A 20,021-nucleotide genomic window follows, 5' to 3' on the forward strand; every position below is an offset into this window, starting at 1 on the left:
TCAATTCATTGGTTTTAAGAAAATTTTCTTGAATAGTATTAACTAAAAAGTTTTTATAACTCTCTAAAAAAAAGTCGGTTTTCATCTTTATTCTCAAATTTAAGGGTTTTTTACAATAGAAACAGAGTCTGATAACTCGATCAGTAAACCTGATTGTTTTAAGCTTTCCTCAAACCAGTTCAATTTAATATCAGTTGTAGGATCACTTAACTGTTCATATTGCCATTGCAAAGCTTCTTGTAATTGCTCACCAAAAAATGAGATTGCAAAATGAGTTTGAATTCTGGCTAAAAACTCAGTCATCTGAATGCGTTTTCCAGCAGGAATTAAAGTGTAAACAAAGAGGCGAATCATATTCGCATTCAAGACAAAACGTTGATGTCCACCTGTAATAGGAATCACCAGACCAATGGTTTTAGCCATTTTTTTAAAGACATCAAAACTATGTTTGTCAATATTGGTATATTCACTTTCTTGGACACCATGTTTTTTGCCTTCTGCGCGCAAAATTCGATAAATAATTTCTTCACTTTTTTGATAAGAATTTTCTGCATATTTGCGAATAGGATCGGATGTTATTGCTGTCGGTGAGCAAGCGACCCAAGCATAATGACCATGAAAGTTTTTTGTTTCATGGGCTGTTGTATCAAGTTGTCTTGAGCGTGCCATAATAGAACGTAGAACTTGCATCACACAAAGTAGTTGTAATAATTCAATTTTTTCTAGTTTACTAATATTAGATTTCAATAATGACAATAATTCGTTTGCAAATAAAAATGCTTCAAACACATAGCTCTTGGGTATGGTTGCTAATTTTGCATGCGATAATTTTGCTTTTGGAAGGTCGAAATCTTCTAGAGCATCTTCAATAAAATCACAAATTTTTTCAATTGATTGTGTCTCACTTCTGAATAATTTATTGAGCTCATTTTCAAGTTGTTGTTGTAGGCTCTCTAAATTAAATTCAAGATGTTTATACTGGTCTGTAGATGCCATTTTTTGAATGAAATCTGTATTTTCAGTGATATTTGAGAAGAGATAACCTAATTGTAAAAATAAAACCTCACCACCACGAGCCATGAAATTATGATCGCTGAGTGAGAATTTTACAGTACTCTCTTCCCAATCATTAAAGTTTTCAGTCGTATGAGACCAAGTAATTTCACGACCTAATAGCATAGGTGTGATCGGCAGGAAATTGTAAGTTGACCACGTTCGATTTTTTGCAACACCTACAAAACCATAAAGTAAAGCTTGCAAAGTTTGTACAAGTTGATTTTTTTCTGTCGCAGAAATAGAAGGGCTCATTCTATTCTTTAATTGTTCAATCGCATTTAAAAACTCAATTTGATGTACAGGATGACGAGTTTCTAATTTTGATTGACTAAAAAAACTAAAAAATTTTAATGCTAATCGTGTAGATGGGCAATAATGAGTTGTTTGATCATTCACTTGAAAACTATTTTCACCAAAAGTATTTTTATTTTCATCTGCTTTTGCTGAGTTAAAAACTAATAAAAATTCTGATAAATATTCTGTTGGTGTTTGATCTGCATAAAATCGGCGTCCAAAAATATCTAAGGCAATATTAGGTTTTTTGTCAGTATTAGAGGGATTTTGATTGGGGGTATTTTTCTTAGGAAAATAACTATATGTATTTAAAGTGCTCAACGAATTAATCCTCTAAAGTTAAAGTTTTATTTTGTTTTAAGTCTAATTCAATTTTAATAATATTCTCTTGAATATCACCATTAGATAAAGTACGTACTAGCGTAATTTCATCTTCATGATCAATTTCTGAATACTCGATAAGACTTAATTTAAATCGTTCTAATTGAGTTTTATAAATAGGTGTAAGAGACTCTGTGATATCACCTTTAATAATATTTTGAATATAGTCAAGTAAAGGTAAGCTTAACTCTAAGCGGACTTCATTTTCCTTTTTGAGAGTTAAATAGGGTTGTTGTTTATTATTACAGTAATTAACAATAAATTCTTTTTCCATAAAGCTACAAATTTTAATTTGTGCGATTTGAAATATAGAACTATCTGATCGTTTTAATGTAATGTTTAAATATTTATCTTCACTTATACCGCTGAAAAATAAATTAAGAGCTTGCAAACTCATTTTTTTAATTTGACGAGCATCCTCGGCCATAAATTTTTGAGGGCAGAGTAAAACTTGAAGTGCGACATAAACCACCTAATTAATTTAAAGGGTTTATGGAGTATATAAAATTGTCATACCATCATCTTAACTTTGAAGATCGTACTGCATTAATGCTTGAGTCAAGAAAAGAAGGCTTTTCAGCCAGAAAATTTGCTGAACTCATTAAAAGACATCCTAGTACGATCTATCGTGAGCTTAAAAGAAATAGCATCAATGACGTTTATCAAGCTCAATATGCTTCTGATAACACCTTCGCTAGACGTAGACGTGGTCACAGAAAACTCAAAATCGATTCAATCCTCTGGAAATTTATTGTTGAAGCGATCCGTTGTTTATGGTCTCCTCAGCAAATAGCAAAGCGTTTAAAGACATTTCCTGATTTGGATCAAACAATGAATGTAAGCCATACAACGATTTATTCAACGATACGAGCATTACCAAAGGGTGAGTTGAAAAAAGACTTATTATCCTGTCTGCGTCATGAAAATAAAAAGCGAAAAGCTAACGGTGAACCTAAAAAAGATTCTATATTACAGGATATTAAAACTATTCATGAGCGCCCAGCCGAAGTTCAAGAAAGAAAAATACCGGGTCATTGGGAAGCTGATTTAATTAAAGGTAAAGACAATAAAAGTTCGATAGCAACACTTATTGAACGAAATACACGGCTCTGTATCTTGGCAACATTACCTGATGCAAAGGCAGAATCAGTGCGCAAGGCTTTAACTGAAGCTCTGAAATATTTACCTGCAGAACTGCGTAAAACGTTGACCTATGACCGTGGACGCGAGATGGCAGAACATAAAATACTTGAAGAAGATTTAGGCATAGATGTATATTTCTGTGACCCACATTCACCCTGGCAAAAAGGCACATGCGAAAATATGAATGGTTTAATTAGGCAATATTTACCTAAAGGGATTGATTTAAATCAGGCAGATCAGCATTATTTAAATCAAGTTGCCATGTCACTGAATACTCGTCCTAGAAAAGCGTTAGATTGGCTTACACCATTAGAGAAATTTGCTCAGCTTGTTGATTATCATAAGACTTTTCAAACTGTCGCACCTCATGTTTGAATTCGCCGAGTATCTAAACGCCACTCACTATATTTTTCAATATTAGGGGATCCTAGAAATTGTGCTTGAGCATTGGTATATGTGGTTGGATATAAATTATAGATAAATATTAAACGTCTTAAAGCAGGTTTAAAAAGATGTATATCACTATCTTGATCTTTTTGAATATAGTTTTTGATTATGCTGTGCAAGGATGGGGTTATACCTTCGAAATTTTTAAGATCAGCCATAAGTTTTTCGATTTCTAAACTGCGATAACCTGCGAAGTTTAATGTATGAAGTAAATGAATCGCAGGAAGTTTAAATGCATTCTCCCATGGAAGATGGTTTTGATATCCAAAAAATAAGTCACTGAAAATAATAGGATGTATAGGGGAGTCTTCAAGTTGAAAACCACCTGTCAATGATGCGCAGAAATGAGCAAGCATTTGTCTAAGGGTTAAACGTTTTTCATAATTGAGTAAATATAAATAAAGTAAACGTATACTATGGATGACATTTTCTATGTTATTTTTGATAGAAAGGTAGTTTTGAATAATGGGATGTTGAGGGTGGCTTTCAACTAATTCATGCCATGAGCTATGTTGAATAATTTTTTTAAATATTGATAGTGCAACCTCAATATTGTCTAATTTAGCTATATTGATAATGAAAAGCTTTTTATTGTGAATGTTGAGGCTTAAATTTAAATGGTCTAAACTTTCTAATTGATCAGAAATATAGATTTCTTTATCTAATAAACTAAAAATTTCAGATTCAATATCTTGTGTTAAGTCAATAGATTTTAGATATTCAGTAATAGAAGTAAGTAAAGGTCCTGTATTGCTTACAATCAACCAATTGTCTGTTTCATTAAATGCTTGAGAGAGCCATTTTATCCGTTCGGATAGACTTAACTCACTCATATCTTTTAAGATGTTTAAATTATATTTTTCTGAATATTCATGTTTTTGAAAAGTATGCTGCTGAAATTTTTCATCTAAACGTTTAATTAAATCAAATGCAATGGTTGATTTACCATCACCAGCATGTCCAGTAATAATAATGATGTTATTTTTATCTTTTGTAAGCAGATTATAGATATGTTGAACAATAGGAAATTCTGAGTAAATTTCATTAAAATATATCGTATTTATTTGTGATTCTGCTAAAGCATTTGCTCCAGCTGGCGTTAAATTATGTAAGGAATTTAAATAGCTTATAAAGTCAAGAGTCATTTTTTCTTGTCCCAAAAAATTATTTCAAAGTAAAAGGTATAATTAATGTATTAAGTGTCTCAAAAGTTTATCAATATCTTCTTTTGAAGTCGTGAAACCTAAACTAACTCGTATTGTAGATAGTCCTTCTTCTGTAGAGAGTCCTATTTCTTTCAGGACATAAGAAACTTCTACATTGAGTGATGAACAGGCTGATCCATTTGAGCAAAGAATTTTTGAGTTAGCGATAAATAATTGACTTTCTAAATGTGGTACCGTGAAGTTAATGATATGTGGAATTGCATTTTCGACAGGCGTATTTAATTTCCATCCTAAATTTAAAATTTTTCCTTTTAAATAATTTGATAAGTCCTCAAAATATCCTTGATGTTGAGATAACATCTCGTCAGTTGCCGCTGTGGCAAAAGCAAGAATTAAGGGGGTTGCAAGAGTGCCTCCACGTAATCCAAATTCTTGACCTGCACCATGAATAATAGGGTGGAGTTTAGTTTCGCGTATATCTCTGATATATAAAGCCCCAATACCTTTAGGACCATAAATTTTATGTGCAGAAAGTGAAAGAAAATCAATATTTAATTCATCTACATCAATTTTTACTTTTAGATATGATTGCGCGGCATCAACATGAAATTTGATATTTTTTTTGAAGCAAGCATCGCCAATTTCTTTGATAGGTTGAATAGATCCTAGTTCATTATTTACATGCATAATGCTGACAAGTGCTGTATCTTCACGCATATGTGAAATAATATCTTGTGCTTTTACAATCCCATTTGCTTGTGGTGCAACATAAGTAATTTCATAATCAAATTCTTTTTTTAAAAAATTACAAATAGATAAGACACACTTATGTTCGATAGTGCTTGTTATAATATGCTTACCTGCTTTTGTGTTAGCAAGTAGATAACCTTTGATTGCTAAATTATTTGATTCGGATGCTCCACTCGTAAAAACGATTTCACTTTTATATGCTCCAATCGACTCCGCAATTTTTTCACGGGCAATTTCTATTTTATCAGAAGAAGATCGGCCCATTTGATGAGCTGAAGAAGGATTTGAGTAATCTTCCTGAAAAGAACGAAATAATTCGGTTTTAACAGAAGGGAGTAAAGGGGTCGAAGCAGCAAAGTCTAAATAAACCATCTTCTACTTAAATCTACGATTATATTTTGATGATACATCTGGAAGTGTTAGTTTTCAAAAAAATAATCACTAGATCTCTTGCGAAAGTTAATTTAAGAGCATCCAATTCACCATTCCAGCAATTAAATTCATTCTTAGACCAAATCGTTTCCGTCTATTTCTATAGCGTTCTGTTAATATCCGAAAATGTTTAAGTTTGCCGTTGATATGTTCAATGGCTGTCCTACGCCGACTGATTTCTTGGTTGATCTGTTTTGCTATTTTGGGTAATGATAAATTCTTAGGTTTCTTGATTGGAATGAGTAACTTACTCTTAATCTGATGAAATCCTTTATAGGCTAAATCTGCCATAATACAAGGATAAATGATCATCTCCTTAAAATACTTACGCGCAATCGTCAGATCATGTTTTCTGCCACTTTCGACCTGTATACTTACAATTTGCTTTAGTCTTGGGTTAAAAATGACCTGTGTTTTTAGCGTATGTTTCTTCTTTTTACCACTATAGAATTTTCTTTGTTTTTTTGGGATGCTCAATCTGTGACTCAGTGACATCAACGATCACATAATCCCCCTCACTAAACTTTTGATTCCTTTTAGGCAATGCGAAAATCCGTGATTGAATCAGAGCATTTTCAACTTTATGAATAGTACGATTCACATTGCTTTCAGCTAGGTTATAGTCAGCGGATAACTCAATTTGAGTTCTATAACAGCGTAAGTAATTTAAAGTTAACAACAATTGATCCTCTAAACACAACGAATGAGGTCTTCCAGATTTTTTCTTGGCAAGTTCAGCGTGTTGTAACACCGATACCATTTTTAAGAATAATGGACGAGGAACTCCAACGAGTCGTTTAAATTCCCCATCATTAAATCGAGTTAAATTTTCATATTTCATGGGGCTAGTATAAACAATTTTTTACTTTCGCAAGAGATCTACTATATACGTCAAATTATGTCGTTGAATCGCTTGTGCTTTATTTTAATAGTTTAGCCATTAGGTAGTAATTATATTAATAAAGGCAATTCTTAATGGACTTTGTGAGCTTCAACTTAAAAATGAAAGGATTTCATCCCTTCTTCTGGAAATATTTTGTCTATATTTTACATAATAAAGGTCATTATTCTGGGAACCTCAGTAACTAAAAAGCCAACTATCTCAGTAAGATAATTGGCTTGAGTAAAGGGTTCTCTTATCCGGTTATTCGTTGATCATCCCAATAACACGGCACTACAATTAAATTGTTTTCATGTAACCGCGACCATAACCGAACTCCTAAATCCCGCTGCATATTCTGTAATGTGAAATTGGAAATCAGTAGTGTGGATTTCATGTTGTCATAACGACTATATAAAACCTTATGTACCATTTCCAGACGTTTCTCATGCCGGTCATGCAGGCCATATTCATCAATCACCAATAAATCAAAACTGGAAAAATGGTCGATTAATTCTTTTTCAGAGCGTGAAGTATCTGACCAGGTGTCCATCATTTTTTGAGCAATTTCTGCACTGGTATAGTAGCGTGCAGATTTCGTACTGTTATGCATAATGTTGCGAATGATTGATGCACTCAGATGGGTTTTTCCTGTACCCGGTGTGCCGATGAGCAGCAGGTTTGGATGATGGTCGGAAATAATCTGTTGTGCAAAGGCCTGACATAGCTTGATGGCATTGTCTTGTGCAGGACATGCAATCACATAATTCTTGAAGCCACAGTCTAGGTAGCGTTTATTGAGTCCTGAGTTCTTGATTTTCTGCTGCAGTAAGCGCTGCTGCAATTCATCTTCATAGGCTGCATGTGAATGACGAACGGTTTCTTTTGCACACAATTTACAGAGTCTGTGACCGGCAATTTCCATCAGGGGTGTATGATGGGTAGGACAAAACGTTTCCGTTGCTTCAGCGTGAATCTGGAGCGTTTTAAGCATGGTATTCATGGTCGTTCTCCTAAATCCATTTTGAATTTTCTAAAAAATTCTCATTTTTTTCTTCAAAATTTGAAGATGAAGATGAAGATGAAGATGAAGATGAAGATGAAGATGAAGGGCATTGCTTGAGCTTGGTCGGAGCAATGCTCGGGGTATCCTCAGAGGATGCTTGAGCATTTTTTTGCACTTGCTTGTTAGATGCTTGAGCATTACTTGCGGATTTATTCCAGCGTGCTTGTGCTGCATTTTTAGCTTTATCAGATTTCATCTGCTGATTTTGTAAAGCCTGGCTTTTTAAACTGGTTAAAAAATTTGAATGAATCTGTTCAGATTTGATTTCAAACAATTCCAATGACATCAGCGTATTCAACAAAGTTTTAGCCTTGGTCTGCTGCGGTAATTTCGTGATGCTGCAGACCGTCGCTAGATCATGAGGAATAGCACCATTTTTCCAGAAATCCATCATTAACAGCAGTGCTGCACCAATTTGTTCTGCAGTCATTCGTGCGAATTTTGCCTGTAAATCGCCAATATAGAGTGGCATCCAAATTGAAATATCTTTATGCATATTTTCACCTTTTTATAGGTATAGAAGGGCTAAGGTCATCAATTAGATGACCTTATATATTTGTTTGATTAGGGAACTAGGCTCATTAACCGGATGCGGGCCTGGCGGGCTAAATCATCGTAATGGGCTTGCCCATCATCCAGCAGTCGTTGTAGCCAAAGCCTTAAAGCCTGGTGATCATCGAAGCATTTATTGATTTCCAGCAAAAAGGCCAGATTGTGCAGTTTAGGAATGTGTAACTCATGAATGAGTTCACGCGCGACCATATCTGCTTCTGGGCTAACGACTACGCCGCCAAAGAAAGCTTTACTGTTCATGGGCAAGCTCCTCTGTATTCAGTCTCTCCAGCATGGCTTCAAAAGCACTACCATCGCGACGCGTAACATTCGGAATGTAGCGGCTATAGACCCGGAACAGCATTTCAGTGGTTGAATGTCCCAGCTGGCGTGCGATCCATTCCGGGTTCTCGCCTGCAGATAACCATAATGTTGCAGCGGTATGGCGTGTTTGATAAGCACGACGAGGCTTTAATCCTAGTAACCGCAAGATCGGATGCCAGACACGTTTATTCACCAAACGGTAATCGAGAGGTCCACCGTCACGATTACAGAATACAAACTCTGATTTACCATTATTTAAGCTTTTCTGTTGCAGAAAGGCTTGATAAACCCGGTCACTCATCTGGATTGTGCGGTCAGAACCATAGGTTTTGGTTCCACCCAGCTCCCCATTCACCAAGGCTTCACGAATATGGATTTCCCGACGTTGCAAGTCCACATTTTTCCATTGCAATCCATCGATCTCACTGGTGCGGATACCCGTGAAAAATCGAATAGTGTAATAAGGTTTAAAATCATCACGAACTGTGGCCAAAATTGCATGTACTTCCTTTAATGAAAAAGGCGTGACTTCAATTTTTCCTTGCTTTAAGTTCTTGATATTCTTGTAAGGGCTGTCGAAATCATATCGTTCTGCAGCACTATCGAGTATCATACGAAGTGCTATCATAATCTGGTTGATTCTTGATGGTGAAAGGCATTCTTGGTTTTTCCCGTGAGTCACTTTGGCGAGGGATGAACGGAATCCAAGAATGTCTGACTTTTTAATAGTAATAACCGGAATTGTGCCAAAAAAAGGGATTAAGTACTTTTTGATCACAATTTGAATTTTTCCCTTGTAGCTTGTACGCCACTCTATTTCTTTATCAGTGAACCAAATTTCACAGAACTTAGAAAATAGAGGTGTTTTTGAGCTGATTTCATTTACTCTGTTTTCTGCGTTTTTGATTTCTTTCAAACGAGAACTTTTTGGAAAGTATTTAGCATAGTCAAAAATGCCCAATAAGATTTCTGCCTCCATTCGTTCAATCGCTTTTTCAAGCTTTTTGCGATTTTGAGCATTGTCTTCAAGAGCTGTTGTTTCACGGCAACGGATGTTTAAGTATCGAAAATCGACACATAATTTACCGTATCTAGTACGAATAGCAGCCATAATAATGTTCCCCCTTACTGAAGTTGTAGGCTGTGTAGCGAGCCTAAAGTGGTTTTAGTCATATCTTCTTCAATGCGTTCCCATACATATAAAATTTTGCGACCACCAAAAGGGCGAATGTAATGAATACCTTCAATCAAAACGCTATCCTTTAACTGATTACGGATGGTACGTTCGTTATAATGGATTCGTTCAGCCAATTCTTTTGTAGTAATATAAGTAAGATTCATATTTGTATCCTTTTATGAAGTATCACAATGATGTTATTTAAGATCACAATGCGATAATAAATGCATTTAATACATCATGCAAGTACTTTATTACACAATGGTGGTAATTAATGATAGTTTGTAACTTGCCAGTTCTTTTGGCAGAACGAAGAATGAAAGTAGCAGATGTTGCTAGAGAGACAGGGATGAGTAAGACCACACTACATAAGTTATATAATGGTCAATCAACTCGAATAGATTTTGAAACCATAGAAAAGTTATGCGTATTACTGAATGTTGAAGTGGGGGATTTATTAAAAATTAAGCAAAATGATGAACAAGATTTTTAAGAAAAATAAAGTCTGAATTATAATTATATAGGTTAAATATTTGTTTTATTTAATATTTTTTGGTGACCAAATTTGGTCACCTTGGGAATATATGAAGTTAAAAATACTAAAATAGAGAAAAAGAAGGGAGTTCAGTTTTCTTGAAGTTTACTATCCTGATTATTGATAATGAAACTAATAAAATAAATATCAAAATAATGAATCTATAGATCTGTATATTATGGGCTAGGGCACGTTTTGGTCACTTTTGGTCACGCAGTCAACTTATGAAAACATTTATCTAAAATATTTAGTACTTTTATAAAGCTAGAAATTTTAATTTTTATGAGAAAATAATCTTAAAAATCAACAAGAAAAAAGCCCTCATCTTTCGATGAGAGCTTTTTTAAATTTGGAGCGGGAAAAGAGACTCGAACTCTCGACCCCAACCTTGGCAAGGTTATGCTCTACCAACTGAGCTATTCCCGCTTATTGAGCAGTTTTTTCTAAAACTTACACTAAAAAATTTGAGCGGGAAAGGAGACTCGAACTCCCGACCCCAACCTTGGCAAGGTTATGCTCTACCAACTGAGCTATTCCCGCATGCCGTGTATAATACATTATGCAAAAATAGGGTCAATAATTTTATGCAAAGAAAATGATTAATTGCATAAAATAAAAGCACTTCTATGCTTTTAAAAGGCAAAAAGCGAAATTTTGTATAAGCATTTTACTCAAGGTGCGCTCATGTATACTAGTGGACTATCTGAATCTGATCATACCGAGTGACTGATGAAATTAGAACAACAGTTGATTGAACGTTTACAAACCCTCGCTCCGAGCCACCTTGAAGTGATCAATGAGTCGGCAGGACATGGTGGTTATTTTCCTGGGAAAGAATCACACTTTAAAGTGATCGTGGTCAGTGATGCGTTCCAAGGCTTACGTTTGGTACAACGCCACCAAAAAATTTATGCAGTTGCCGCTGAGCTGATGAGTCCAGGACAGATTCATGCTTTAGCTATTCACGCCTATGTGCCAAGTGAGTGGCAAGGTCAAGCGCCCGCAAGCCCTGAATGTGCACATGCACCAAAACCTTAAGGATAGATTATGGATGCACATTTAATCACCAAGATTATTCATATGTCAGCAGTCAGTCTGTTGATTTTGGTCTTTGTCGCACGTGCTGCGACATTATTCGTGGGGACACAACAGCAACAACCGAACCCTAAAGTGCGTAAAGGTTTTGTGGGTTTACAACACTTGTCACTGACGCTGATCATCATTACTGGTGCAATATTACTGGTGATGAATAACTTTGAAGTACAGCCTTGGTTCTATGCCAAAGTGATTCTATTTTTTGTACTTTGGTCGTCTATGCTTAAAACGTATCGAGAGGATAGCAGCATTTTATTGGTGCAGCGTCGCGTTGGTGTTTTGATCGGTGCAGTTGCATTGGTGGGGATTCTTGGCTTGGTGATGATGAAGCCCGTTTTTGGGTAATTGTCTGACATTGTTTTAGTAATTGTTGGGGCACTAGGTTAAACTGTGTGCAATTTGCAAAAAAATCGTGTGGAGGGAAATCATGTTAACTCGTGTGGTATTTAACCAAAAAGGTGGTGTGGGGAAATCAAGTATCACTGTAAATTTAGCCGCGATTAGCGCTAAACAAGGATTTAGAACCTTGGTGATTGATCTAGATCCACAAGCAAATTCAAGCCAATACCTTTTAGGTGAAGATGCGACATATTCTGCGGACAAAGCCGCATTAGAGCCAAACATTGAAAATTTCTTTGACGATATTTTAGCGGCAACACAGCAAAAGGGCTTGATCGGCAATGCGATCGGCTCAATTCTTAAAGCGCCGCGCAGCAAAGGTTTGGACAGTTATGTTCATCGCACATCTTTTGAAAATTTGGATGTGATTCCTGCCAGCCCAAGTTTAGGTACGCTCGAGCATGCCTTAGAAAGCAAGCACAAAATTTATAAGTTACGTGATTCGATTCAGGTACTAAGTTCGCGCTATGACCGTATTTATATTGATACGCCACCTGCATTTAATTTCTTTACATTATCCGCGCTGATTTCGGCACAACGTGTGTTGATTCCATTTGATTGTGATGTATTTTCAAAACGTGCGTTACAAACTTTGATTGAAAATGTGCTCGAAACCCAAGATGATCATAATGATCGCTTGGAGATTGAAGGAATCGTGGTTAATCAATTCCAGTCTCAGGCAAAATTACCGCGCGAAGTGGTTCAACAGTTAAAAGATGAAGGTTTACCCGTTTTAGCAAGCATGTTGCCCCCATCTGTATTGATGAAAGAATCACATCAAAAGAATCTACCCTTGATTCATTTGGCATCTGAACATAAGTTGACGCTTGCTTATGTCACCTTGTTCAATGAGATTGAATCAAAGCAATAAGAGAACGTTATGAAACGCTTATATTGGATGCCTGTTTTGGCAGCGAGTATGCTATTGGGTGCTTGTGCATCAACGGTTAAACCCGCTTATGTCTCGCCAACACAATACCAAGCTTTAAACTGTCAACAACTACAAGCGGAATACAACCGTATTCAGCATTATATTGACAATGGTGTACAAACGCCGAAACGAACTGGTGTCGGAGTTGGCGTGGGACTTGGTGGTGGCTGGGGAGGCAAAAGCGGTTGGGGCTTTGGTCCATCAGTTTCTGTGAATATGGGCCAGTCGATGAATACCAAAAATACTGAGCTCGCAAAAGTTTTAGGTCAGCAAGACGCAATTGTGCAAGCAGCACAGTTTAAAGGCTGTCCAATTATTGTGAAACCACGACCGAAATCATAGTTTTTAGCGATTATTGCCGTAGTTCGCTACGGCAATAAAAACTAAATCTTAGCAAAATGTTTCAAGTAAAAATTATAAAAATCAATAATTTGTATTTATTTCCCGTGCTATTGTCTTCATCTTGTCTATTCAGGCAGTCGCTTAAAACTTGTCTATTCCCCCTAAATTCGTTTAAGGTGGCGACCACGAACAGTCATTCGGTATATATATGATAGAGAGTTGGTTTTTTGTTTTGGCAATGTTGGCGGTGTTACTTATTCCCGGTCCAACCAATGCTATGCTTGCCAGTGCAACACACCAACAAGGTGTACCTAAAACACTCGCGTTTATCCCTATAGAATGGTTAGGCTATATATATGGTGTGAGTTTATGGGCATTGTTTATCCATCTTTTTGAACCTATTTGGCCCGCGCTGGGGGTGATTCTCCATGTTGGTGGTTTACTCTACGTGCTTTGGATGGCATTCCATCTTTGGAAAAGCTCTCATCTACAAAAACATTCTCAACATCATCAACATATACGCAAGACACAGTTATTTATATCGACCTTAAAAAACCCAAAAACTGTGCTGTTGGCAGCAGGAATTTTTCCGCTTGAGACATGGAATTCGGTCCAAAATGCGGCTTTAGTATTTACGATTTTTACGTTGATATTGATTCCAGTTTCTATTTTCTGGATGGTCTTTGGACGTGCTTTGTTGGCGGGAAGTTTGGCTGGAATTAAAGCCGACCATTTATATAAAGGATCGGCGATGTTATTGCTGATTTGTATGCTACCGATGGTATTTCGTTTCTTTTAAACTCAAGTAGTAGCAGAGCTGGCTAGGCTTTGCGACGATTCATTCTTTGACGAATAAAACCGATAATACCCGGTAAAATACTGAGAATAATGATGCCGAAAATCAAAAAGGTGAAATTGTCTTTCACAATTGGCATGTTACCAAATAGATAACCCAATGTAATAAATGAGGAAATCCAGCAGAAAGCACCTATGACGTTGTAGGTGAGGAAGTATTTATAGTTCATGCTACCCGCACCAGCAACAAAGGGTGCAAAGGTACGTGCGAATGGAATAAATCGGGCAAATATAATGGTTTTTCCGCCGTGACGTTCAAAAAACTGCTGCGTTTTAAACAAATGCTGTTTATTGATAAAACGCGAATTAGTTTCAAATACACGCGGGCCGATATAGTGACCAATATGATAATTGACGGTATCGCCTAATACAGCCGCAATAAACAGCAACACACCTAATACCCATGGATCCATGACACCTGTTGAAGCGGCAAGTGCACCGGCTGCAAAAAGTAAACTATCACCCGGTAGAAATGGCATAACCACAAAGCCAGTTTCGACAAAAATAATCAGAAACAAAATGGCATAGATCCATACGCCATAATTGGTGATAAACTCTAAAAGGTGTTCGTCAACGTGCAGAATAAAATCAATGAGTTCCATGAAAATGTTAACACTATAAATTTGAGCTAAATCCTAACAGCGCGTGTGTGGAATGTCAGTATAAAAAGCAAATTAATTGGTAACTTTACTTGAGCTAACACTTAAACGGCTAGAGGAAGAGAAAAAGCCACTTTGTTTCAAATACGGAACGATGCGTGAACAAATATAGTGTTTATTGCAAAATAAAAGATACATAAACTGTTCCTATCTTAAAAAATCACGTGGAATAAAGCATGTTAAATCCGAATGTTGTTGTAAAAAATATCGTAACGCAGTCTGGTGTAGAAAATACCGTGGCGCTGATTGCTCGTATCTTGATGGCTTATATATTTATCATTGCTGGCTGGGGTAAACTTACCGCCTATGGCGCTACCGCAGGCTATATGGAAGCCATGGGTGTGCCTGCTGCATTGTTGCCACTGACTATTTTGGTTGAATTTGGTGGTGGTTTAGCACTGTTATTTGGTTTCCAAGCACGTTTTGCCGCATTTGGCCTAGCGATCTTTAGTATTTTGACTGCATTTCTTTTTCATGCTGCCGATGATCAAGCACAACAAATTAACTTTATGAAGAACTTAGCGATGTCAGGCGGTCTATTTTATCTGATGCTGCATGGCGCAGGTCGTTTTAGTCTTGATCATGCCATTGAAAAATAATCATCGATGCAAATAACCTTCACTTAAACCAGTGAGGGTTATTTTTTTACCTATAAATTTTACCGATGATTACAAACAAAAGTCGAAATATCTGCTTAGATCATAAGATGTTAAACACAGCGGGATTTGAAATGAAAAGAATGATGGTGAGTTGTGGGCTTTTGATTGTACTGGGATTATCTTTGAGTGCTTGGGCAGGTAAAGATGATCATGTGTTGGTACAAGAAGCCGCTAAGAATGTCGTGACAGTGAGTCAGGCAGCAAAAATGGCAGATGAAACAGGCGTTACTTTGACGGGTCAAATTACCAAGCATCTCAAAAGTGATCACTATGAGTTCAAAGATGCCAGTGGTACGATTGGTGTTGAAATTGATGATGATATTTGGCGTCAAGCAGGATTAAAGGTCGGTGACCATGTACGACTCGTGGGTGAGGTGGATACTCATCGGTATAAGCCGACTGATATTGAAGTGATTAGCATTGAGAAACATCAGCACTGATTAAAAATAAAAAAAGGAAGCGAGCGCTTCCTTTTTTGATTGGGAAAAATTTAGAGCATAAAGAGAATTTGCATCTCGCCCACCATAAAACCAAGTACCGCACCCACGATGATCAATGACCATTCATCTTCTTTAAATGCGGGGCGTAGCATACCTTCAAATTCTTCAGGACTGAGTCGTTGCATGCGTTTGACCAGCGTATTGCGGACATCCATTGCATCTTCAGCATAAGATTCTACATAACGCATTGTTTCTGGTAGTTGTTGCAAAATACGTTCAGTTACTTCTGTTTTGATATTTTGATACTTCTCACCGCCAATCGCATAGACCACGAGAGGGCGAACCACGCCTGCTTGTAAGTCAATTTCTTGTTTGACATGTCGACTGACCAGATCAATGACTTTATCTGAGTTTGTACCAGAAAAAAGCTCTTCCATCATGTTGCGAGAAGTGAGTAACTGCTTTGAAATTAAAGCGGCGTAATCGGCTGCGACTTCATTTTGGCGCTTAATGAAAAGCCCTTGGAATGTAAAACCCATAACTTTTTTCGGGTGCAGTGGTCTAAACATCATTTGTAAAGCAATCCAGTCACTGAAAAAGCCGACAAAACCACCAAACAAAGGGAGCATCCATGGATACTGACCTTGGGTCACTACCCAGCATACCATCTGAATTACACCAATCCCGAAACCAAAAATAAAGCCGACATTACTAAAGAATTTGAACTCTTGTTTGCCGACTTTTTTAAAGATTTCGTTGAGTAAGCGTTTATCTTTAAGCAGGTTGTTGACCACCATGTGCTTAATATCGAAGTACTTAGTGACATCTTTTTGTACTTCGCCCATGATATGTTCAACAATTTCAGGCGCTTTGGCTTGAACTCGCTTAATCAATCTCTGACGTGCAAACTCTGGCATACCTTCCCATAAACCAGGTTGATACTGTTGAGCTACTTCACGGGTAATGTCTTCTGCGGCCGCCATTAATGGTTTTTCAATTTCTTGGGCGATACGCTTTGGGTCGAGTCTGGCAAAAATTTCTTCAGGTTTAATTAGCTTCGAGGTCATCAGCTCTACGGCTGTGGTTGCCATCTTTTCTGCTTTACGGGGTACAATTCCTTGCCATCCCAGCGGTAAGCCAAATAATCTAAGCCCTTTAAATTCAAGTGGCCCGAACATCATTTGAACCGCAATGACTTTGGTTATATAACCAATAAAGCCACTAATAAACGGGATGGAAATATATAACCAGAAATTCTGTTGAAAATCCGCAATCATTTCTTGAAACATTATTTTATTGGTCCTTCAAGTCCTAATTGTTGCTCGTGATCGGGCAAGCCATAGATAAAGAGTTAAATATTTGAGGATAGATGTTGATGATTCGCCTATACATGTATGTATTAGGCTTTGAGTCCCCTTTTGTTAGTTTTCCTTTTTCAAGGACATCGAAATCGCAAAAAAATAAGGAAACGATGGCGTCGATTGAATACCTTTCCATGGTAATGCAAATTTTCGCTTCATCATATTAGCACCAATTTTTGCTTTGTGTTGAGCAGAATTGGCAAGAATTGTTGATTTAGCTCTCTTTTTCGATGTTGTGCAGCAAAAATTTAATTTAAATATTAGCGGCCGTTGATGAGTAGCGCTAAAAAATAAGATAGGTGATGAATTGCGGTGCGCCAAAGCATGAAAAATGTTAGAATAGGGCGCTTATTTCATTTGCTTTTATGTTTAGCTATGACGACCAATACTCAAATTACTGAAGATCGTATCCTTATCTTGGATTTCGGCTCTCAATATAGCCAGCTGATTGCACGACGTGTGCGTGAAGCAGGTGTCTACTCTGAAATGTATGCCTTCGATATGTCTGAAGAAGACATTCGTGCATTCAATCCAAACGGGATTATTTTATCAGGTGGCCCTGAAAGCGTACATCAAGAAGGTAGTCCACGTGCACCTCAAGTTGTATTTGAGCTGGGTGTGCCAGTTTTGGGTATTTGCTATGGTTTGCAAACCATGTCTGAACAACTGGGCGGAAAAGTAGAAGCCGGTACAGTTCATGAGTTTGGCTATGCTGAAGTTGATATTGTGGTACGTGATCAGTTAATTGGTCATTTGCAAGATCGTGAAAACCAACTGCATGTATGGATGAGCCATGGCGATAAAGTCGGTGCGATTCCTGAAGGTTTCCAAGTTACAGCGAGTACGCCGAGCTGTCCATTTGCCGCAGTGAGTGATGAAACACGCCGTTTCTATGGTGTGCAGTTCCACCCTGAAGTCACGCATACTGCTAAAGGTGCTGAGTTACTTTCTAACTTTGTGCACAAGATTTGTGGTTGCCGTGGTTTGTGGACACCTGAACACATCATTGATTTGCGTATCGAACAACTACGCCAACAAATTGGTAATGAAAAAGTTCTGTTAGGTTTATCTGGTGGTGTCGATTCATCTGTCGTGGCTGCATTGTTGCACAAAGCGATTGGCGATCAGTTAACTTGCGTATTTGTAGACAATGGTCTGCTTCGTTTAAACGAAGGTGATCAAGTGATGCAAATGTTCGCAGAAAACATGGGGATTCGAGTCATTCGTGCCGATGCGGAACAGCGTTTCTTATCTGCATTGGCTGGTGAAGTTGATCCTGAGAAAAAACGTAAAATCATTGGTCGTGAATTTATTGCCGTCTTCGCTGAAGAAGCGCGTAAATTGGATGGCGTGAAATTCTTGGCGCAAGGTACGATTTACCCAGACGTCATTGAATCCGCAGCAAGCAAACAAGGTAAAGCACACGTCATTAAATCTCACCACAATGTGGGTGGTTTACCTGATGATTTAGAGTTTGAATTGGTTGAGCCATTACGTGACTTGTTCAAAGATGAAGTACGTAAATTGGGAACCACCATTGGTTTGCCACACAGCATGATTTATCGTCATCCATTCCCAGGTCCAGGTTTGGGCGTGCGTATCTTGGGTGAGGTGAAAAAAGAATATGCAGATATTCTGCGCCTTGCCGATGACATCTTTATGCAAGAGCTTCGTGCAAGTGGTTGGTATGACAAAACTGCTCAAGCATTCGCGGTATTCCAACCTGTAAAATCAGTAGGTGTGGTGGGTGATGGTCGTCGTTATGCATGGGTGATTGCACTTCGTGCGGTTGAAACCGTTGACTTTATGACGGCGCGTTTTGCTCATTTACCGTATGACTTGGTTGATAAAATCTCAACACGTATCATGAACGAAATCAAAGATGTTTCACGTGTTGTGTACGACGTGTCATCTAAGCCACCAGCAACGATTGAATGGGAGTAAATTTGGGCTTTCTAAAAGCGATAGCTTTTAGCCAAATTTACGCTATGAATGAACTTAAAGCACTGCTTTAAGTGAAGTGCAAGATGCCTGCGGCAGTACGAGATTTCAAGAAGCGAAGCTTCTTGTCTGAATTACGCCAAGCGCTCTGCGCTTGGTAGTAGGGATTGCTAAAGCTCGTTAAGAAAAGCCGACTTAGAAAAGTCGGCTTTTCTGCTTTTTAGATTAAACTTTTTAAGTATTTAATTTCTAAATAAGATTTTGATGCATTTTTTATGAGAGATATAATGCTATGAGTATAAAAAATAAACCTTGGGTTGAGGATTCTGATCCATTAAAGCCTTATTATGGAAAGCTGACTAATAAGGAATATATCAACATTTCTAAGATATTTAATCTATGGATTAATAATCATAACTATATCGATCCATCAATTATCGCCGAAAATAAAAAAGTAAATCTATTAGATTACTACAACAGATATGATGAAGAATGCGGACAAAGCTTATATAAGATGTTATGTGAAGTTTTAAAATATACCGATGGGTATCTTTATTGGCTACCTATAGACAATGCAGAAAACCATAGTACCTTTGAGGAATATTTTCCAGCAATGATTGCCAAAACTCCTATAGATATTAGATATCTAGACTATACCTCAAGGTCTTTCTTGCAAATACAAAATGGTGGATATGCTATTATTGAAAGTAACTTAAATTTTATAGCTTTAATTCTTGACGGTAATTATATGCAGGTAGCATTAGATACTAAATTGATGAATGGTCGATTTCAAAAATATCTTGATAATTGGCATCAAATCAGAAAAAATCTTGATGAAATTACTGCAAAATGTCTTTCGAAGGCTTATTTCATACAATAGAAAAGAAAATATGTAAGAGCATCAAGTTAATTTATACACTTTAAAAAATAAATTCCTCTTCTTATTACCTTTAAATAGACCCTTGATCACAAATCTAAGCGGCTCTATCTTTACACAACTTATTGTTAATAATAATAAATTTACAAAGATGAATTTTACTCTGATGTGGTTCTAGGATTTTAGACCACGCCTATAAGTGATAATCTACTCCCCAATAAGCATGGGAAATGCTTGTTTTTGGAGTCAACCATGACAC

The 20,021-nt window shown here is 37.1% G+C and carries 23 protein-coding genes and 2 tRNA genes; 11 read left to right on the forward strand and 14 right to left on the reverse strand.

The genetic code is table 11. The features are described from left to right. Positions 1-99: 99 nt before the first annotated feature. Positions 100-1,671 carry a hypothetical protein gene (locus F991_RS00550; RefSeq protein ID WP_004668062.1) on the reverse strand — a complete coding sequence of 524 codons (1,572 nt, stop codon included), beginning with the start codon at positions 1,669-1,671 and terminating at the stop codon, positions 100-102. 4 nt (positions 1,672-1,675) lie between these two features. Continuing rightward, positions 1,676-2,203, reverse strand: coding sequence for a hypothetical protein (locus tag F991_RS00555; RefSeq protein ID WP_004668063.1), 528 nt, complete (start codon positions 2,201-2,203; stop codon positions 1,676-1,678). A 77-nt stretch (positions 2,204-2,280) separates the two neighbouring features. Here F991_RS00555 and F991_RS00560 point away from each other — a divergent pair, with 77 nt between their 5' ends. After that, positions 2,281-3,249, forward strand: coding sequence for an IS30 family transposase (locus F991_RS00560; protein ID WP_081398964.1), 969 nt, complete (start codon positions 2,281-2,283; stop codon positions 3,247-3,249). On the opposite strand, the gene F991_RS00565 is transcribed toward F991_RS00560, so the two are convergent. The 8 genes from F991_RS00565 to F991_RS00605 all read right to left on the reverse strand — a co-directional run bounded on the left by F991_RS00565 (position 3,240) and on the right by F991_RS00605 (position 9,832). Beyond that, positions 3,240-4,481, reverse strand: coding sequence for a hypothetical protein (locus F991_RS00565; protein ID WP_155757135.1), 1,242 nt, complete (start codon positions 4,479-4,481; stop codon positions 3,240-3,242). The genes F991_RS00560 and F991_RS00565 overlap by 10 nt on opposite strands. Positions 4,482-4,508: 27 nt before the next feature. Further along, entirely contained in the window at positions 4,509-5,609 is a 1,101-nt protein-coding gene (locus tag F991_RS00570; protein ID WP_004668067.1) for a cysteine desulfurase family protein, read from the reverse strand. An 87-nt stretch (positions 5,610-5,696) separates the two neighbouring features. Next, positions 5,697-6,510, reverse strand: a protein-coding gene (locus tag F991_RS16925) for an IS5 family transposase (protein WP_100223924.1) whose coding sequence is annotated in 2 segments (ribosomal slippage) — positions 5,697-6,122 and positions 6,124-6,510 — 813 coding nt in all. Because the reading frame shifts where the segments join, the coding sequence is not laid out codon by codon here. A 295-nt stretch (positions 6,511-6,805) separates the two neighbouring features. Next, entirely contained in the window at positions 6,806-7,552 is a 747-nt protein-coding gene (locus tag F991_RS00585; RefSeq protein ID WP_004668072.1) for an ATP-binding protein, read from the reverse strand. A gap of 10 nt (positions 7,553-7,562) precedes the next feature. Continuing rightward, positions 7,563-8,111, reverse strand: coding sequence for a DUF1376 domain-containing protein (locus F991_RS00590; protein ID WP_004668073.1), 549 nt, complete (start codon positions 8,109-8,111; stop codon positions 7,563-7,565). A gap of 68 nt (positions 8,112-8,179) precedes the next feature. Continuing rightward, the gene (locus F991_RS00595; RefSeq protein WP_004668074.1) at positions 8,180-8,428 is read right to left on the reverse strand and encodes a hypothetical protein; all 249 of its coding nucleotides are present in this window, start codon (positions 8,426-8,428) and stop codon (positions 8,180-8,182) included. Beyond that, positions 8,418-9,602 (reverse strand): Arm DNA-binding domain-containing protein, encoded by a 1,185-nt coding sequence (locus tag F991_RS00600; protein WP_004668075.1) that lies wholly within the window; start codon positions 9,600-9,602, stop codon positions 8,418-8,420. The genes F991_RS00595 and F991_RS00600 overlap by 11 nt, the downstream gene beginning before the upstream one ends. 14 nt (positions 9,603-9,616) lie before the next feature. Beyond that, positions 9,617-9,832, reverse strand: coding sequence for a hypothetical protein (locus F991_RS00605; protein ID WP_001054887.1), 216 nt, complete (start codon positions 9,830-9,832; stop codon positions 9,617-9,619). A 110-nt stretch (positions 9,833-9,942) separates the two neighbouring features. Here F991_RS00605 and F991_RS00610 point away from each other — a divergent pair, with 110 nt between their 5' ends. Then, a complete protein-coding gene (locus F991_RS00610) occupies positions 9,943-10,161 on the forward strand; it encodes a helix-turn-helix domain-containing protein (RefSeq protein WP_004668076.1) in 219 nt (72 codons plus the stop codon). A gap of 392 nt (positions 10,162-10,553) precedes the next feature. On the opposite strand, the gene F991_RS00615 is transcribed toward F991_RS00610, so the two are convergent. Both F991_RS00615 and F991_RS00620 read right to left on the reverse strand, forming a co-directional pair. Beyond that, positions 10,554-10,629, reverse strand: a tRNA-Gly gene (locus F991_RS00615). Between the two features lie 41 nt (positions 10,630-10,670). Next, positions 10,671-10,743: transfer RNA gene (locus F991_RS00620), tRNA-Gly, on the reverse strand. Positions 10,744-10,932: 189 nt separating this feature from the next. Here F991_RS00620 and F991_RS00625 point away from each other — a divergent pair. The 5 genes from F991_RS00625 (at position 10,933) to F991_RS00645 (ending at position 13,769) form a co-directional block, all read left to right on the forward strand. Continuing rightward, positions 10,933-11,241: a BolA family protein gene (locus F991_RS00625; protein ID WP_004668077.1), complete on the forward strand. Its 309-nt coding sequence runs from the start codon at positions 10,933-10,935 to the stop codon at positions 11,239-11,241. A 9-nt stretch (positions 11,242-11,250) separates the two neighbouring features. Next, complete coding sequence (locus F991_RS00630; RefSeq protein ID WP_004668078.1) at positions 11,251-11,643, forward strand: SirB2 family protein; 393 nt, start codon at positions 11,251-11,253, stop codon at positions 11,641-11,643. Between the two features lie 82 nt (positions 11,644-11,725). After that, a complete protein-coding gene (locus tag F991_RS00635) occupies positions 11,726-12,568 on the forward strand; it encodes a ParA family protein (protein WP_004668079.1) in 843 nt (280 codons plus the stop codon). Between the two features lie 9 nt (positions 12,569-12,577). Then, positions 12,578-12,970 carry a hypothetical protein gene (locus F991_RS00640; protein WP_004668081.1) on the forward strand — a complete coding sequence of 131 codons (393 nt, stop codon included), beginning with the start codon at positions 12,578-12,580 and terminating at the stop codon, positions 12,968-12,970. A gap of 208 nt (positions 12,971-13,178) precedes the next feature. After that, positions 13,179-13,769 carry a LysE family translocator gene (locus F991_RS00645; protein WP_004668082.1) on the forward strand — a complete coding sequence of 197 codons (591 nt, stop codon included), beginning with the start codon at positions 13,179-13,181 and terminating at the stop codon, positions 13,767-13,769. Positions 13,770-13,791: 22 nt separating this feature from the next. Here the strand turns inward: F991_RS00645 and F991_RS00650 are convergent, their stop codons facing one another. After that, a complete protein-coding gene (locus tag F991_RS00650; protein WP_004668083.1) occupies positions 13,792-14,427 on the reverse strand; it encodes a DedA family protein in 636 nt (211 codons plus the stop codon). Positions 14,428-14,660: 233 nt separating this feature from the next. On the opposite strand from F991_RS00650, the gene F991_RS00655 reads away from it, so the two are divergent. Next, positions 14,661-15,083 carry a DoxX family protein gene (locus tag F991_RS00655; RefSeq protein WP_004668084.1) on the forward strand — a complete coding sequence of 141 codons (423 nt, stop codon included), beginning with the start codon at positions 14,661-14,663 and terminating at the stop codon, positions 15,081-15,083. Between the two features lie 131 nt (positions 15,084-15,214). Continuing rightward, entirely contained in the window at positions 15,215-15,583 is a 369-nt protein-coding gene (locus tag F991_RS00660) for a NirD/YgiW/YdeI family stress tolerance protein (RefSeq protein WP_004668085.1), read from the forward strand. Between the two features lie 50 nt (positions 15,584-15,633). Here the strand turns inward: F991_RS00660 and F991_RS00665 are convergent, their stop codons facing one another. Next, a complete protein-coding gene (locus F991_RS00665) occupies positions 15,634-16,860 on the reverse strand; it encodes a DUF445 family protein (protein WP_171063381.1) in 1,227 nt (408 codons plus the stop codon). A gap of 459 nt (positions 16,861-17,319) precedes the next feature. Between F991_RS00665 and guaA the strand changes: the two genes are divergently transcribed. Together guaA and F991_RS00675 are read left to right on the forward strand one after the other, a co-directional pair. Next, complete coding sequence (guaA, locus tag F991_RS00670) at positions 17,320-18,888, forward strand: glutamine-hydrolyzing GMP synthase (RefSeq protein ID WP_034594860.1); 1,569 nt, start codon at positions 17,320-17,322, stop codon at positions 18,886-18,888. 289 nt (positions 18,889-19,177) lie between these two features. Beyond that, positions 19,178-19,765, forward strand: coding sequence for a hypothetical protein (locus F991_RS00675; RefSeq protein ID WP_004668089.1), 588 nt, complete (start codon positions 19,178-19,180; stop codon positions 19,763-19,765). The last annotated feature ends 256 nt before the right edge of the window (positions 19,766-20,021 follow it).

The organism is Acinetobacter sp. CIP-A165 (assembly GCF_000367985.1).
Classification (GTDB): domain Bacteria; phylum Pseudomonadota; class Gammaproteobacteria; order Pseudomonadales; family Moraxellaceae; genus Acinetobacter.

What these genes read in the sequence shown, in the direction of transcription:
- F991_RS00675 (WP_004668089.1), top strand. Translation starts at nt 19,178, where the DNA reads ATGAGTATAAAAAATAAACCTTGGGTTGAGGATTCTGATCCATTAAAG.
- F991_RS00600 (WP_004668075.1), bottom strand. Translation starts at nt 9,602, where the DNA reads ATGGCTGCTATTCGTACTAGATACGGTAAATTATGTGTCGATTTTCGA.
- guaA (WP_034594860.1), top strand. Translation starts at nt 17,320, where the DNA reads ATGACGACCAATACTCAAATTACTGAAGATCGTATCCTTATCTTGGAT.
- F991_RS00625 (WP_004668077.1), top strand. Translation starts at nt 10,933, where the DNA reads ATGAAATTAGAACAACAGTTGATTGAACGTTTACAAACCCTCGCTCCG.
- F991_RS00665 (WP_171063381.1), bottom strand. Translation starts at nt 16,860, where the DNA reads ATGATTGCGGATTTTCAACAGAATTTCTGGTTATATATTTCCATCCCG.
- F991_RS00560 (WP_081398964.1), top strand. Translation starts at nt 2,281, where the DNA reads ATGCTTGAGTCAAGAAAAGAAGGCTTTTCAGCCAGAAAATTTGCTGAA.
- F991_RS00595 (WP_004668074.1), bottom strand. Translation starts at nt 8,428, where the DNA reads ATGAACAGTAAAGCTTTCTTTGGCGGCGTAGTCGTTAGCCCAGAAGCA.
- F991_RS00630 (WP_004668078.1), top strand. Translation starts at nt 11,251, where the DNA reads ATGGATGCACATTTAATCACCAAGATTATTCATATGTCAGCAGTCAGT.
- F991_RS00610 (WP_004668076.1), top strand. Translation starts at nt 9,943, where the DNA reads ATGATAGTTTGTAACTTGCCAGTTCTTTTGGCAGAACGAAGAATGAAA.
- F991_RS00650 (WP_004668083.1), bottom strand. Translation starts at nt 14,427, where the DNA reads ATGGAACTCATTGATTTTATTCTGCACGTTGACGAACACCTTTTAGAG.
- F991_RS00570 (WP_004668067.1), bottom strand. Translation starts at nt 5,609, where the DNA reads ATGGTTTATTTAGACTTTGCTGCTTCGACCCCTTTACTCCCTTCTGTT.
- F991_RS00640 (WP_004668081.1), top strand. Translation starts at nt 12,578, where the DNA reads ATGAAACGCTTATATTGGATGCCTGTTTTGGCAGCGAGTATGCTATTG.
- F991_RS00605 (WP_001054887.1), bottom strand. Translation starts at nt 9,832, where the DNA reads ATGAATCTTACTTATATTACTACAAAAGAATTGGCTGAACGAATCCAT.
- F991_RS00635 (WP_004668079.1), top strand. Translation starts at nt 11,726, where the DNA reads ATGTTAACTCGTGTGGTATTTAACCAAAAAGGTGGTGTGGGGAAATCA.
- F991_RS00645 (WP_004668082.1), top strand. Translation starts at nt 13,179, where the DNA reads ATGATAGAGAGTTGGTTTTTTGTTTTGGCAATGTTGGCGGTGTTACTT.
- F991_RS00660 (WP_004668085.1), top strand. Translation starts at nt 15,215, where the DNA reads ATGAAAAGAATGATGGTGAGTTGTGGGCTTTTGATTGTACTGGGATTA.
- F991_RS00655 (WP_004668084.1), top strand. Translation starts at nt 14,661, where the DNA reads ATGTTAAATCCGAATGTTGTTGTAAAAAATATCGTAACGCAGTCTGGT.
- F991_RS00590 (WP_004668073.1), bottom strand. Translation starts at nt 8,111, where the DNA reads ATGCATAAAGATATTTCAATTTGGATGCCACTCTATATTGGCGATTTA.
- F991_RS00585 (WP_004668072.1), bottom strand. Translation starts at nt 7,552, where the DNA reads ATGAATACCATGCTTAAAACGCTCCAGATTCACGCTGAAGCAACGGAA.